The organism is Caulobacter sp. GW821-FHT09B11, assembly GCF_059418205.1.
This window is the reverse complement of the sequence record NZ_JBWKPK010000001.1, coordinates 166,889-181,225: the sequence shown is the minus strand read 5'-3', so window position 1 is coordinate 181,225 and position 14,337 is coordinate 166,889. Positions and strand designations below refer to the sequence as shown.

General features: G+C 70.8%; 12 protein-coding genes. All 12 read left to right on the top strand.

Annotation, left to right across the window (positions count from 1 at the left end; all coding sequences use genetic code 11):
• Window positions 1–32: 32 nt before the first annotated feature.
• The 12 genes from AC07N1_RS00580 (at window position 33) to AC07N1_RS00525 (ending at window position 14,336) form a co-directional block, all read left to right on the top strand.
• Entirely contained in the window at window positions 33–512 is a 480-nt protein-coding gene (locus AC07N1_RS00580; RefSeq protein ID WP_494669990.1) for a MarR family winged helix-turn-helix transcriptional regulator, read from the top strand.
• Window positions 513–529: 17 nt separating this feature from the next.
• Window positions 530–1,933: an aldehyde dehydrogenase gene (locus AC07N1_RS00575; RefSeq protein WP_494669989.1), complete on the top strand. Its 1,404-nt coding sequence runs from the start codon at window positions 530–532 to the stop codon at window positions 1,931–1,933.
• Window positions 1,934–1,969: 36 nt separating this feature from the next.
• Window positions 1,970–2,797, top strand: coding sequence for a p-hydroxycinnamoyl CoA hydratase/lyase (locus AC07N1_RS00570; RefSeq protein ID WP_494669988.1), 828 nt, complete (start codon window positions 1,970–1,972; stop codon window positions 2,795–2,797).
• A gap of 39 nt (window positions 2,798–2,836) precedes the next feature.
• Window positions 2,837–4,327 (top strand): AMP-binding protein, encoded by a 1,491-nt coding sequence (locus AC07N1_RS00565; protein ID WP_494669987.1) that lies wholly within the window; start codon window positions 2,837–2,839, stop codon window positions 4,325–4,327.
• The gene (locus tag AC07N1_RS00560) at window positions 4,324–4,869 is read left to right on the top strand and encodes a DUF3237 domain-containing protein (RefSeq protein ID WP_494669986.1); all 546 of its coding nucleotides are present in this window, start codon (window positions 4,324–4,326) and stop codon (window positions 4,867–4,869) included. The genes AC07N1_RS00565 and AC07N1_RS00560 overlap by 4 nt, the downstream gene beginning before the upstream one ends.
• Before the next feature lie 48 nt (window positions 4,870–4,917).
• Entirely contained in the window at window positions 4,918–6,270 is a 1,353-nt protein-coding gene (locus tag AC07N1_RS00555; RefSeq protein ID WP_494669985.1) for an MFS transporter, read from the top strand.
• Between the two features lie 147 nt (window positions 6,271–6,417).
• The gene (locus tag AC07N1_RS00550; RefSeq protein ID WP_494669984.1) at window positions 6,418–6,963 is read left to right on the top strand and encodes an RNA polymerase sigma factor; all 546 of its coding nucleotides are present in this window, start codon (window positions 6,418–6,420) and stop codon (window positions 6,961–6,963) included.
• A gap of 64 nt (window positions 6,964–7,027) precedes the next feature.
• On the top strand, window positions 7,028–7,996 hold the full coding sequence (locus tag AC07N1_RS00545; protein ID WP_494669983.1) for a FecR family protein: 969 nt from the start codon (window positions 7,028–7,030) through the stop codon (window positions 7,994–7,996).
• A gap of 138 nt (window positions 7,997–8,134) precedes the next feature.
• Window positions 8,135–11,116 (top strand): TonB-dependent receptor, encoded by a 2,982-nt coding sequence (locus AC07N1_RS00540; RefSeq protein ID WP_494669982.1) that lies wholly within the window; start codon window positions 8,135–8,137, stop codon window positions 11,114–11,116.
• A 113-nt stretch (window positions 11,117–11,229) separates the two neighbouring features.
• Window positions 11,230–11,997 carry a Slam-dependent surface lipoprotein gene (locus AC07N1_RS00535; protein WP_494669981.1) on the top strand — a complete coding sequence of 256 codons (768 nt, stop codon included), beginning with the start codon at window positions 11,230–11,232 and terminating at the stop codon, window positions 11,995–11,997.
• A gap of 66 nt (window positions 11,998–12,063) precedes the next feature.
• On the top strand, window positions 12,064–13,554 hold the full coding sequence (locus AC07N1_RS00530; protein ID WP_494669980.1) for a surface lipoprotein assembly modifier: 1,491 nt from the start codon (window positions 12,064–12,066) through the stop codon (window positions 13,552–13,554).
• A complete protein-coding gene (locus AC07N1_RS00525; protein ID WP_494669979.1) occupies window positions 13,554–14,336 on the top strand; it encodes an energy transducer TonB in 783 nt (260 codons plus the stop codon). Before AC07N1_RS00530 ends, AC07N1_RS00525 begins: the two co-directional genes overlap by 1 nt.
• Window position 14,337: the final 1 nt, after the last annotated feature.

Sequence of the window (14,337 nt, the reverse complement as noted above, 5' to 3'; positions counted from 1 at the left end):
GATCAACCAATGAACGCGCCAGGGAGCGAAGCGTGGAAGAGATCGAGGCGTTCGGCGCCCTGGGCGAACGCCTGGGCCTTCAGCTTCACTATGCCGACGTCCGCGCCATGGCGGCCCTGGCCGAGCGCCTGGCCCCGCTGGGTGTGACGCCCGCCCGGGCCACCGCCGTCGTCTATATCGCCCTGCACGAGGGCTGCGACCAGATCACCCTGGGCCGCGCGCTCGGGGTCAATCGCGCCAGCACCATGAAGGCGGTCGACGAGCTGGAAGCGCTGGGCGTGCTCGAACGCCGGCCCGGCCGCGACCGCCGCACCAACGCCCTGCACCTGACCGCCGCCGGCGCCGCCCTGCGCCATCAGGTCGAGGCGGTGACCCGCGAGCATGACATCGCCGCCTTCGCGCCGCTCGACCCGGCCGAGCGCGCGCAACTGGGCCGTCTGCTGGCCAAGCTCCGCCTCAATGACGACGCCGCCGATGAGGGCGACGTCGCGATCGCCGCCTCGAAGGCCTGATCGAAGGAAAGATGACCATGAGCACGACGTTCGAACGCCGCGACCCGGTGACCGGCGCGGTCGCCAGCACCTCCGAGGCGATGACGGTGGCGCAGGCGCAAGCCGCCGCCGACGCCGCCCAGGCCGCCTTCGCCGGCTGGAGCGCCCTGGGCCCCAACGCCCGCCGCGCCCTGCTGTCCAAGGCCGCCGACGCCCTGGAGGCCAAGGCCGGCGCCTTCGTCGAGGCGATGATGGGCGAGATCGGCGCCACGGAGGGCTGGGCGCGGTTCAACCTGATGCTGGCCGTCGGCATCGTCCGCGAGGCCGCCGCACTGACCACCCAGGTCGCCGGCGAGGTGATCCCGTCCGACAAGCCCGGCTGCATCTCCATGGCCGTGCGCGAGCCGGCCGGGGTGGTGCTGGGCGTGGCCCCCTGGAACGCGCCGATCATCCTGGGCGTGCGGGCCATCGCCACGCCCCTGGCCTGCGGCAACACCGTGGTGCTGAAGGCGTCGGAGACCTGCCCGCGCACCCACAGCCTGATCATCGAGGCCTTCGCCGAGGCGGGCCTGCCGCCAGGCGTGGTCAATGTGGTGACCAACGCGCCGGCCGACGCCGGCGAGATCGTCGGCGCCCTGATCGACCATCCGGCCGTGCGTCGCGTCAACTTCACCGGCTCGACCGCTGTCGGCAAGATCATCGCCAGGCGCTGCGCCGAGCACCTGAAGCCCGCGCTGCTTGAGCTGGGCGGCAAGGCCCCGCTGATCGTTCTGGACGACGCCGACCTGGACGAGGCGGTCAAGGCCGCCGCCTTCGGGGCCTTCATGAACCAGGGCCAGATCTGCATGTCGACCGAGCGGATCATCGTCGTCGAGGCCGTCGCCGACGCCTTCGTCGACAAGTTCCAGGCCAAGGTCTCCACCCTGACGGCCGGCGATCCGCGCGCCGGCAAGACGCCGCTGGGCGCGGTCGTGGACCTGAAGACCGTCGCCCATGTCCAAGGCCTGGTGGCCGACGCGGTCGGCGCCGGGGCGGTGCAGGTCAACGGCGGCGCGGCCGACGGCGTGCTGATGCCGGCCACCGTCGTCGACAAGGTCACGCCCGACATGAAGCTGTTCCGCGAGGAGAGCTTCGGTCCGGTGGTGGGGATCACCCGCGCCCGCGACGAGGCCCACGCCATCGAACTGGCCAACGACACCGAATACGGCCTGTCGGCGGCGGTCTTCACCCGCGACACCGCCCGCGGCCTGCGCGTGGCCCGCCAGATCAAGTCCGGCATCTGCCACGTCAACGGCCCGACCGTGCACGACGAGGCCCAGATGCCGTTCGGCGGAGTCAAGGCCAGCGGCTACGGCCGGTTCGGCGGCAAGGCCGGGATCGAGGCCTTCACCGACCTGCGCTGGATCACCATCGAGACCCAGCCCGGCCATTTCCCGATCTGACGCGCCGCGTCACCTTCAGCTTCTCAAGGATCCGTCATGACGCAGGTCAACGACACCGCCACCTTCACGGTCGAGAACCGCATCGCCTGGGTGAAGTTCAACCGCCCCGAAAAGCGCAACTGCATGAGCCCGACCCTGAACCGTCGTATGATGGAGGTGCTGGACGAACTGGAATACCGCGACGACGTCGGGGTGGTGGTGCTGACCGGCGAGGGCTCGGCCTGGTCGGCGGGCATGGACCTGAAGGAATATTTCCGCGAGACCGAAGCCAAGGGCCTGGGCGCGGTGCGCCAGGCCCAGCGTGAGTCCTACGGCTGGTGGCGGCGCCTGCGCTGGTACAACAAGCCGACCATCGCCATGGTCAACGGCTGGTGTTTCGGTGGCGGCTACGGCCCGCTCTATTCCTGCGACCTGGCGATCGCCGCCGACGAGGCCCAGTTCGCGCTGTCGGAGATCAACTGGGGCATCCTGCCCGGCGGCGGGGCCACCAAGGTGGTCGTCGACCTGATCCCGATGCGCGACGCCATGTACCACGCCCTGACCGGCGAGCTGATCGACGGCCGCAAGGCCGCCGAATGGCGCCTGGTCAACGAAAGCGTGCCGCTGGATCGGCTGGAGGCGCGGGTTCGCGAACTCGCCGAGGTGCTGCTCAAGAAGAACCCCGTGGCCCTGAAGGCGACCAAGGACGCCGTCCGCAGGGTCAAGGAAATGACCTATGACAACGCCGAGGACTACCTGGTCAGGGCCCAGGAGGCGGCCAACTCCTTCGACAACGATGGTCGCAAGGAGGGCATCAAGCAGTTCATCGACGACAAGAGCTACAAGCCCGGACTGGGCGCCTACGATCTGGCCAAGCAGAGCTGAGACGGGGCAGGGAGGAAACGGCGAAAAGGGGAGGGTTCCATGAGCGGCCCCATCGACCATGTCGGCCTGCAGGCCAGGCTCCAGCCCACGCGCCTCGCGGCCGTTGATCTGACCAGCGGGAGGCGCTGGACCTATGCCCAGCTCGACGTTGACGTCGCCGCCTGCACGCGCGTGCTGGCCGAGCGCGGCGTGGCGCTCGGCGAGCGGGTCGTCAGCCTGGCCCGGAACCGGGTCGAGCTCGTGATCCTGCACCTGGCCTGCGCCCGGATCGGCGCGGTCTATGCGCCGCTGAACTGGCGACTGAGCCCGGCCGAGATCCTGGTCCTGGTCGAGGACGCCGATCCCCGGCTGGTGGTCGGCGACCAGGAACTCGACCGCGTCGGGCTGGAGGGCCTGTCCCTCGACCGCCTGGCCGCCGAGATCGCGGCCGCCGATCCGCTTGCAGCCGCGCCGTTCGATCGCGGCCGGCCCTCTCTGATCCTCTACACCTCGGGCACCTCCGGCCGTCCCAAGGGCGTGGTGCTGTCCGAGCGCAATCTCGACCACACGGCGGTCAATTTCGGCCGCCTGGGACGGGTGACGCACCAGAGCGCCTTCCTGATCGACGCCCCGATGTTCCATGTGCTGGGTCTGGTCACCACGGTGCGGCCGCCGCTGCTGCACGGCGGGACGATCCTGGTCTCGGACGGGTTCGAGCCGGCCCGCACCCTGGCGCGGCTGTCCGATCCGGCCCTCGGCGTCAGCCACTATTTCTGCGTGCCGCAGATGGCCCAGGCCCTGCGCCATCACCCCGACCTGGTCCCCGACCGCCTGGTCGGCTTGACCGCGATCTTCACCGGCGGGGCGCCGCACGCGGCCGCCGACATCCGCGCCTGGCTGGCGATCGGCGTGCCGGTGGTCGACGGCTTCGGCATGAGCGAGACCGGCACGGTGTTCGGCATGCCGGTCGATCCGGCCCAGATCGACGCCCGCGCCGGCTCGGTGGGCGTGGCCCTGCCGGGGGTGCGCAGCCGCATCGTCGACGCCGCCGGCCACGACTGCCCCGACGACCAGCCCGGCGAGCTGCTGCTCAAGGGCGACAACGTCTTTGCCGGCTACTGGCGGCGTCCGGATGACACCGCTGGTGCCTTCACCGCCGATGGCTGGTTCCGCACCGGCGACATCGCCCGCGCCGACGCCGAGGGCTTCCACTGGCTGGTCGACCGCAAGAAGGACATGTTCATTTCGGGCGGCGAGAACGTCTATCCGGCCGAGATCGAGGCGGCCCTGGCCGACCATCCCGGCATCGCCGAATGCGCGGTGCTGGGCTTGCCAGATCCCCGCTGGGGCGAGGTGGGGCGCCTGGTCGTCGTGCCGCAGCCAGGCGTGATCCTCAGCCATGCCGGCCTTCTGGCGCATCTCGAGCCGCGCCTGGCCCGCTACAAGCTGCCCAAGGCCACGACCATCGTCGACAGCCTGCCGCGCACCGGGTCTGGCAAGATCCAGAAGGCGATCCTCAAGGCCCTGATCCTGGAAAGGACTCCTGCATGAAGACGCCGCCCATCAGCCGGCGCGGGCTGGGTCTCGGCGTCGCCGCGGCCGGCCTGGCGAGCGCGACTCAGGCCGCCGCCGCCAATCCGCCGCCGGCCCTGGCGCACGTCTTCGACCTCGCCGTCGAGGTCGGGCCGGCCCAGGAACTGGGCGACGTCGGCGGCGGGCGGCGGCGGGTGATCCCGATTACCGGCGGCAGCCTGACGGGGCAGGGCCTGTCGGGCGAGGTGCTGCCGGGCGGGGCCGACTGGCAAACCATCCGGCCGGACGGCGTCACCCTGCTGCAGGCCCGCTACACCGTGCGGATGAGCGACGGGGCGACGATCGGCGTCATCAACACCGGCGTGCGCCGGGCCGACGCCGAGGTCGTGCGCCGCCTGACCGCCGGCGAGGACGTCGATCCGTCGCTCTACTATTTCCGCGCCACGCCGGTCTTCGAGGTCGGGCCGGGGCCGCATCTGTGGCTGACCGAAAGCGTCTTCGTCAGCGCCGGGGCGCGGCGGCCGCGCCGAGTGGAGCTGGGCGTCTTCAAGGTCGCCTGACTACGCAGTGATAAAGACCAAGCGTCCGCGAAGGGCCTGGAGGAAACGATGACCACGGGATCAGAGGCCGCGCGCCGGCCGGCCATGGAAAGCGGGGCGATCACCGTCCTGCTGTGCTTCCTTGTCGCCGTGCTCGAAGGCTTCGACATCCAGGCCATGGGCGTAGCCGCGCCGAAGCTGGGACCTGAGCTGGGCCTGGCCAAGGCCGTGCTGGGCGAGGCCCTGGCCGCCAGCAACATCGGCCTGGTGCTGGGCGCGGTGCTCGGCGGCTGGCTGGCCGACCGCCTGGGGCGCAAGGCGGTGCTGATCGGCGCGGTGCTGTGCTTTGGCGGTTTCACCCTGCTGACCATGTTCGCCCACGACTTCTCGATGCTGTTCGCCGCGCGGCTGGGTGCAGGACTCGGCTTCGGCGCGGCCCTGCCCAACATCATGGCCCTGGCCGCCGAGGTGGCACCGGCCGGCAAGCGCGGTTCGACCGGCACGATGATGTTCTGCGGCATGCCGCTGGGCGGCGGGCTGGTGGCCCTGGTCAGCTGGCTGAACCCGCATCTCGACTGGCGGCACCTGTTCCTGATCGGCGGCCTGGCGCCGTTGCTGCTGGCCCCGTTGATCCTGGTGCTGATGAAGGAGACCGCACGGCCCGCGCAGGCGCCCTCCAAGGGCGCGGCCTGGCGGTGGCTGGGCCTGATCCCGCTCTATGGCCTGTCCTATCTGGCCCTGCTGTGGCTCGGCGGCCTTCCGGGCCTGGGATCGCTGCGCGGCCTGGCGCCCTGGCTGGCGACCCTGCCGACGGTGATCATCGCCTACATGGTCGTGAACCGCGCCGCCCTGTTCGGCGAGAAGCGGGCCTTGCCGTCGCTGCTGCTGTGGCTGGTGTTCTTCCCGACCCTGCTGATCCTCTATCTGGTGCTGAACTGGCTGCCGACCCTGGTCATCGCCAAGGGCTTCGCGCCCCAGGCCAGCCTGGCCTCGGCCTGCTTCAACTTCGCCAGCGTCGTCGGCGCCCTGATCCTGGGGCGGCTGGTCGATCGCTTCGGCCTGCGCTGGCCGATGATCGCCGGCTATGTCGGCCTGACGCTCAGCCTGATGCTGCTGGCCCGGGCCGACGGCCTGACGGCGGTGCTGGCCCTGAGCGGGGCGGTCGGCTTCTGCGTGCTCGGCGCCAACTATGCGCTCTACGGGGCCGCGGCCTCCTACTATCCGGCGGAGGCCCGGGGCAGGGGATCGGGCGCGGCCGTCGCCTGGGGACGGCTGGGCGCCGTCGTCGGGCCCCTGGTCGGCGGACAACTGCTGCAAGCGAGCCAGAGCGCCGGCGCCGTCGTCGCGTCGATGACCCCTCTCGCGGTCGTGGCCTTGATCGGGATCGTCCTGCTGTCGCTCATCGAGGCGCCCCGCCACTAGGAACCCTTTCAGCATGGCGGCTTCGCGAAGGGGGAGAAGCCGCGACTGTCAGGAACGCGCTCGAAGCCTTTGACGCGCTCCGTCGCCCCCTTTAAACCGGCGGAAGTTTCTGAGAATCATTCTCATTAATTTCGGGTGCGTGGGGTCATGCTGACGGGCGAGCGGGGAACGACGCCTGACCTGCCGGGGCTGCTGGAAGTCCACTACGACGAGCTTCGGCGCTTCGCCCTTCGCAAGACGCGGTCGGCCAGCCTGGCCGACGACGTCATGCAGGACGCCTGGCTGAAGCTCTTCGACCTCGTCCGCTCGCCAGACTTCGACGGCCGGGCGGTGCGCAATCCACTCAGCTACTTGCGCCGGATCATCGCCAACCTCGTCGTCGACCGGCAGCGGCAGGCCTCGGTGCAGGCTCGCCGCGTCACGACGGGCGACCTGCCGGCGGACGCGCGCAGCGAGGCGCCGTCGGCCTTCCAGGTGGTGGCGGGCCGCCAGGAGATGGCCGTCGTCCAGGCCGCCATCGCCGAACTGCCCGACAAGTGCCGCGAGGTGATCCTGCTCTACCGCGGCCAGGACCTGACCATGAAGCAGGTGGCCGAGCGGCTGCGGATCTCGCCGCGCACGGTCGAGAACCATCTGGCCAGGGCCATGAGCCACTGCCGGCGTCGCCTGAAGGAGGCGCGCGGCGATGCATGAGCATGAGACTAGGGGAAGGGCGCTTTCCGGTTCGTCCTGTGATCGGGAGGACCCGAAAGTCCACATGAACGACACGGTCAAAGGCGGGAGCGAGAACGAGGCGGTGTTCGACGCGGCGGCGCGCTGGACGCTGCGGCTGCGCGATGGCGCGGGCGAGGCCGCGCGGGCCGAACACGCGGCGTGGCTGGCCGCTGATCCGGGGCGGGCCGAGGCCATGGAAGAGGCCGATCTGATCCTCGGCCTGATGAGCGCGTCCGCCGCGACCCCGGCGGTTCAACCGCGTCGGCGCGAGAGGGCGCTTCTGTCGCGGGCGCGTCACCGCGCCTGGACGATCCCCGCGGCGGCGGCCGCCTGCCTGATGCTCGCCTTGGGAACGGGCGTGGCGTTCAAGGCCCTTGCGCCCGCGGATCCCGACCACCTGATCGCAGGGATCGGCGAGACGCGCCGCCACGTCCTGGCCGACGGCAGCGCGGTGACGCTGAACACCGGCGCGGTGCTCGACGTCCGCTATGGCCCCGAGGGGCGCAAGGTGCGGCTGGTGAAGGGCGAGGCGTTCTTCGACGTCGTCCATGATCCGACGCGCCCTTTCGTCGTCGAGAGCCGGGCGGGCAGCGCGCGGGTGCTGGGAACGGCCTTCGACGTGCGGCTGAGCGGCGACAAGGCGCGGGTCGATGTGCTGCGCGGCGCGGTGCGGGTCGAGCCGGCGCGCGGCGGCGGCGCGGCCGTGGTGCGGGCGGGGCAGGGAGCCTGGCTGGACGGCGCGGCGCCCCAGGCCACGGCCCTGGAAGATCCGGCGGCGGTCGACGCCTGGCGGCAGGGACGCCTAGTCGTCTATCACCGGCCGCTGTCCGAGGTGGTCGACGAGATCGGCCGTTATCGCCGGGGCAAGGTGTTCTTGCGCGGCCAGGCCCTGGCGGCCAAGCCGGTCTCGGGCGTCTTCGACGTCGGCGAGCCGGACGCCGCGATCGACGCCCTGGCGGCGTCGCTGCGCCTGCGCACGGCCCGAGTGGGCGCTTTCATCCTGCTTTACTGAAACGGTTCCGGCGTTCCGCAAAAAAAAGCGCGCGGACGCTAGGGGATCTCGCCGCCTGGTTTCGTCTCATCAACATTGAGATGCAATTGAGTGTCGCTCGCAACAATGAGCGGCCGCCAGACGAGATCCGCCCACGACATGACGACGCCTGTTCTCCACCTCGGCCTTCTTCCGCGCTTGCGCCGACTGTCGTTGTGCCTGGCCCTGGCCTCGGCCAGCCCTCTGGCGTTCGCCGCGCTTCCCGCCGCGGCCCAGGAAGCGGCCGCCTACGAGGTGGACATTGCGGCCCAGCCTCTGCCCCAGGCCCTGGCCCAGTTTTCGCTGCAGACCAAGGTGCAGATCGTCTACGCCGTCGAGGCGCCGTACGGCCGCCGTTCGCCCGCCGTGCGCGGCCGCTTCAGCCAGGGCGAGATCCTGTCGCGCCTGCTGGCCGGCAGCGGCGTCGTCTGGCGCGAGGCGAGGCCCGGCGTCGTCACCCTGGAAGCCGCGCCGGCCGCCAAGGGCGCGGTCGTCACGGACGCCCTCCAGGTCGAGGGCGCGGTGGGGCGGGGCGACGAGACGCTGAGCGCCCGCAACGCCCTGGGCTATGACGAGGTCTACGACCTGGACGGCTCGTCCGCCTATGCCGGCCGGGCGGTGGTCGAGCGCTACAAGGGCGTCAGCCCTGCCGACGTGCTCAAGGGCATGGTCAACGTCTTCAGCGGCGACGCGCGCAACAGCGGGGCGCTGGATCCCAGCGTCCGTGGAATCGAGGGGCCGGGTCGGGTTCCGGTGATCATCGACGGCGGCGAGCAGGCCCTGACCGTCTGGCGCGGCTACAACGGGGCCAACAACCGCAGCTACATCGACCCCAGCCTTATCGGCGGCGTGCAGGTGCTGAAAGGTCCGTCCCTGACGGCCGGGGTCCACACCTCGACCGGCGGGGCGGTGGTCATCAGCACCCTGTCGCCGGGCGACATCCTGCGTGAGGGCGAGCGCTACGGCGCCGAGGTGCGCATCGAGGGCGGCGACAATTCGGCCAAGCCGCGCCTGCCCACCCTGCTGACCGGCCGGGACTATCGCGACGTTCCCGGGTTTCCGGGCTCGACCGGCGCGGCGGGCTATCCCAGCAGCCCCTACGCCGATCCCAGCCTGCGGGTGACGGCCAGGACCTCGGACGACAACGAGACCCTGTCGCTGGGCGACCGCGCCGCGCGCATGGCCGTCGCCGGTCGAACCGACGACGTCGAGTGGCTGGCCGCCTACGCCTGGCGCGAGCGCGGCAACTACTACGCCGGCCAGACCGTGCCCGGCTATTACAGCCAGACCAACCTGCCGACGCCGTCGGGCCCGCAGGACCTGATCAAGCGCCTGGCCTTCAACTACGAGCCGGGCAACGAGGTCCCCAACACCTCCAGCGAGATGAGCTCGTGGCTGGGCAAGCTGGTCTGGAAGATCAGCGACCGCCAGGCCCTGGAGTTCGGCGTCCGCGACAGCGTCTCGACCTACGGCGAGATCATGCCTTCGCGCATCGTCTCGTCGGGCGAGAACGGCATGGGCAAGGTGCAGTGGCCGCTGAGCGAGGTCCACGCCACCGCCTACAACGTCGACTACCGGTTCAGGCCCGGCGGCCGCTGGGTCGACCTTAAAAGCACGCTCTGGCTGACCCGCACCAACAGCCACACCTATTCGGCCGGCGGCTTTCCCAACTGGGCGCAGAGCGCGGCCAGCCCGATCCTCAAGAACACCGCCCTGGCCAACGCCAAGAACGACCGCTACGGCCTCAGCCTCAGCAACAAGACCCGCCTGGCCCAGAGCCTCGACCTCGTCCTGGCTGGCGACTGGCAGCATGAGAAGCTGACCTCGCCCGACGTCTGGGCCGGCACGTTCGACGGCTGGCGGCAGTACCCCCGCGCCGGCCGTCGCGAGGAGTACAATCTCCACGCCAGGGTCGAATGGCGTCCGGTCAGCGAACTGACCCTGTCGGCCGGCCTGCGCTACTCGCACTTCTGGGCGGTCGACGACTTCCTGGCCGAACAGATCGGCAAGGGCGTGGTGTTCACCAACTACGTCTTCACCGACGGCTCGGCGCTGTATCGCACCCTGGTCAACGGCCGCACGGTCAACAACACCATCGCCTGGCTGCCCGACAGCGAGGGCCGCTACACCCGCGCCACCAATCCCTGCGTCAACGGCTTCCTGACCAGCGTCGCCAACGCCACCGGCTACTGCGTGGCCTCGCGCAACCAGGAAGCGGTCAACCTGACCGCCGAGACCAGGCGCGGCGACGGCCTGACGCCGGTGGTCTCGGCGACCTTCAACTTCACGCCCAACGCCCGGGCCTATGTCCGCTACGCCGAGGCCTACCGCTTCCCCAGCATGTTCGAGAGCACGATCGGCTTTTCGGCCTCGACCGATCCGACCCGTCCGCTGAAGCCCGAGCACGCCCGCACCTGGGAGGCGGCCTATGTCCATGACTTCTCGGCCCTGCTCGATCTGCCCGAAGGCCAGCGCGCCGACTTCAAGCTGACCTGGTTCCGCAACGACACTCGAAACGTCATCGAGCGCGGCTCGCAGCTGCTGCTGACCAACATCGACAGGCAACTGATCGAGGGGATCGAACTGCAGGCCCGCTACGACAACGGCCGCCTGTTCGCCGACCTTGGCGCCTCGCACATGGTCAAGAACAAGGTCTGCGACCCCGAAGCGGCGATCATGAAGGCCACGAGCACGGGCGTCGTGCCCGACTGCGTCAACTACGGCTTCGTCGGCGGCTACCTGCTGACCCAGGCGACGCCGACCGACACGGTCAACCTCAACCTCGGCGCCCGCTTCCTGCAGCGCCGCCTCGAGGTGGGGGTGAGGGGCGTCTACTACAGCGCCTACGACAATCCCGAGCTGGACCGTTTCATCGGCGGCGCGCGGGCGACCCGCGTCGACGGCTGGGGCCTGAACACGCCCTACCTGTGGGGCGAGATCGTCACCGTCGACGCCTACGCCAACTTCAAGCTCAACGAGAAGATCCGCTTCGAGCTGACCGGCACGAACCTCAACGATCGCTACTACACCGACCCGCTGACCCGCACGGCCCAGCCGGCCCCCGGGCGCACGCTGAAGCTCAGCATGACCGCCCGCTACTGAACCTCCCCAATTCACGGTCTTCGGCGCGTCGGGATCCCCACCGGCGCGGCGGCGGCCGCTGGATGCCCCGGTCTCACCAACGAGACCATCAACCAAGCATCGGAGAAGACGAGATGTCCCGTTCGACCTTCAAGGCGCTGATCCTGGCCCCCATCGCCGCCGTCGCCCTGGCCGGCGTCGCCCAGGCCGCCATCGTGGGCCTGTCGACCGACACCAGCCAGCTGCGCGTCGGCGCCAGCACGATCAACGCCGGTCCGCACACCTCGGGCAAGCCGGGCGTGGCCGTGGCGGCCATCGGCCTGTCGAGCTATGTCGACTTCGCCGGCCTGCAGGCCTCCGTGCCGCCGGTCAACGGCGTGACCACCATCAACAGCCCCTCGACCGCGCCGGGCAGCCACAACGGCATGGGCGTGTTCAACTTCGCCAAGGTCAGCAACGCCGACCTCTATTTCGGCGAATGGTCCGACACGGCCGACGTCGCTGACGGCACCCACACCGTCTATTACGTGGGCGACAACACCGGCACGACCGTCCCGACCACCGGCACGGCCACCTATGCCGTGAAGGGCATCAGCGGCTACAGCAGCAACGGCATCCTGGCCGGCACCTTCAGCGCCAACTTCGGGTCGGGCACGCTGAGCGGCAGCGTCACCAGCGCCTCGACCGGCTACACGGTCGATATCGGCTCGGTGGGCATTTCGGGCGCCAACATCGCCAGCACCACGGCCAACGCCACGGCCACGCAGGGCGCCAGCACCCTGGCCTCGGGCGGCTCGGTCAGCGGCCAGTTCTTCGGCGCCAGCGCCGCGGCCCTGGCGGGTCTGGTCACATTCGGCGGCAACAGCCAGTACGACACCGCCTTCGGCGGCACGAAGAACTAAGGCGCGTAACCGTCGCGCGGGGCGGGGACTTCGGTCTCCGCCCCAAGCGCGTTCGAAGGCATCCGAATGATCCGCAGGTCCGCAAGGCATCTTTCCATCCGCGTCGCCGCCGGCTGCGCGGCTTTCGCCGTTCTGGCGCTGGCCGGCGCCGCCCGGGCCCAGGTCGACGACGACATACGCCTGCGTCTCGACCAGGACCTGGCCCGCAAGGCCGCCGAGCGCGAGGCGCGCACCCTTGAGGAGGCTTCGCCCTCGGTTCTGGTCATCGACGGCCAGGCCTATGAGGTCGGACCCGGCGTCGACGATGTCGGCAAGGCCCTCTACCTGTCGGTGGCCCGCCGCCAGTGGCCGGACGCCCGCCGGTTCCTGACGGCCTATCTCGCCCTGCCCGAGCACGACCCGATGCTGGCCCTCTACGCCCAGGGCATGCTGGCGCGGCAGGACGGCGACCTGCGCGCCGCCGAGCGCGCCTTCCGCGACCTGCTCGCCAGGCAGCCCGACTTCATGCCGGGCCGGGTGGAGCTGGCGCGGGTGCTGTTCGAGAACCAGCGCGACCGCGAGGCGAGAGCCGGCTTCAAGGCAATCCTGGCCGACCTGCCGACGGGCGATCCGCGCGCGGCCGGCATGCGACGGACGGTCGACGGCTTCCTCATGGCCCTGGACCAGCGTCAGGCCTGGCGCGGCTCACTCGCCCTGGGCCCGGGCTACAACAGCAACATCAACCAGGCCTCGGGCAGCTATGCCTGTTTGATCCCCGGCCCCGAGGGGATCTGCTTCTTCGACCGCAAGACGCCGCAGGCCCTGGGCGCGGCGACGGTCAATTTCGAGGGGACGCTTACCCGCCGCCTGCCGCTGCGAGGTTCGGCCGGCCTTGCGCTGCGGGCGATCTCCTACGGCGAGGTCTATCCGGAGGAGCCGCGCTACAACCAGGCGACCCTGTCCGGCCAGTTCGGGTTCGACTACCGCACCGCCCGCTACGCCTTCGGGATCGCGCCGTCCTTCGACGTCTCGACCTTTGGCCCTTCGCGGCTCTACGACGCGCCAGGCGTCCATGCCGAAGCCAGCCGCGCGGTCGGGCTGCGGACGCTGGTCAAGCTGGAGGCCGACTACAAGGACATGCGCTATCGCCAGGCCGACTTCGCGCCGCTGGACGGCCGGCTGGTGTCGCTGTTCCTCACCGCCTGGCGCGGGCTGCCGGGCGGCTGGACCGTGTTCGGCGGGGCCGACCTCGCCGACAAGGCGGCCGAACTGCCGATCAACGCCTATGGTCAGGTCGGCCTGCGCCTCGGCGCGGCCAGCCCGACCTGGAAAGGCATGAACGCCAGCCTGTTCGCCTCGGCCCGCCGCAAGCGCTGGGACGCGATCAACGAGGCCCTGGAGGTGCGCCGCCGCGACGACGAGCAGAGCCTGACCGCCATCCTTCGCGCGCCGGGCCTGGCGCGGGCCGGACTGACGCCCAGCCTGACCCTTCAGTACGCCAGGACCGCCAGCAGCATCGACTGGCTGTTCTCCTACGAGAAGGTTGCGGCCAGCCTGAAGCTGGAGCGGGCGTTCTGATGCTGCAGGCGGTTCGCATGGCGCCGGCGGTGCTGGAAATCCCCTACGACGCGCCGACGGCCGGGGGAGGACGCCGGCGCTGGTTGTTTGCCCTGGCCGGGGCCGTGGCTCTGCACGTCGTCCTGGCGCTGTGCGCCTATATCCGCCTGACCGCGGCGCCGGACCTGCCGCCCGCCGCGCCCATCGAGGCCATCGCCGTCGAGTTCGCCGTCGATCCGATCGCACCGCCTCGACCGAAGGACGACCGGCCGCCGGGTCCCGAGGCCAAGGCCAGTCCGGCCGTCTCGGCCGCGCCGACGCCCCCGGAGATCAAGGACCGTCAGCCCGATCCGCGCGGGGTTCTGCCGACCTCTCCGCAACGCGAGACGCCGTCCGAGACCGACGGCGCGGCCAAACCCTCGGTTCGCAGCGAGGCGGCCGCCCCGCCGGCCGTCGCGGCCCCGGCGGCCCCCGTTCTGGCCGCGCCCCGCACCTCGGCCGCCGTCGATCGCAACGCCGCGGTGACCTGGCGCGGGCTGCTGCTTGGCCGTCTGAAGGCCTATCGCCGCTATCCCCGCCGCGCCCAGAGCCAGGGACAGGAGGGCGTCGCCCATGTCGCCTTCACGGTCGATCGGCGCGGCGCGGTGCTGAGCGCGCGGATCGCGCGCGGCAGCGGCTATCCGCTGCTGGACGAGGAGGCCCTGGCCACTGTCCGCCGGGCCTCGCCGATGCCGCCGCCGCCCGACGACGTGCCGGGCGATCCGGTCGAGGTGATCGTGCCGGTCGACTTCTTCGTGCGCTGAC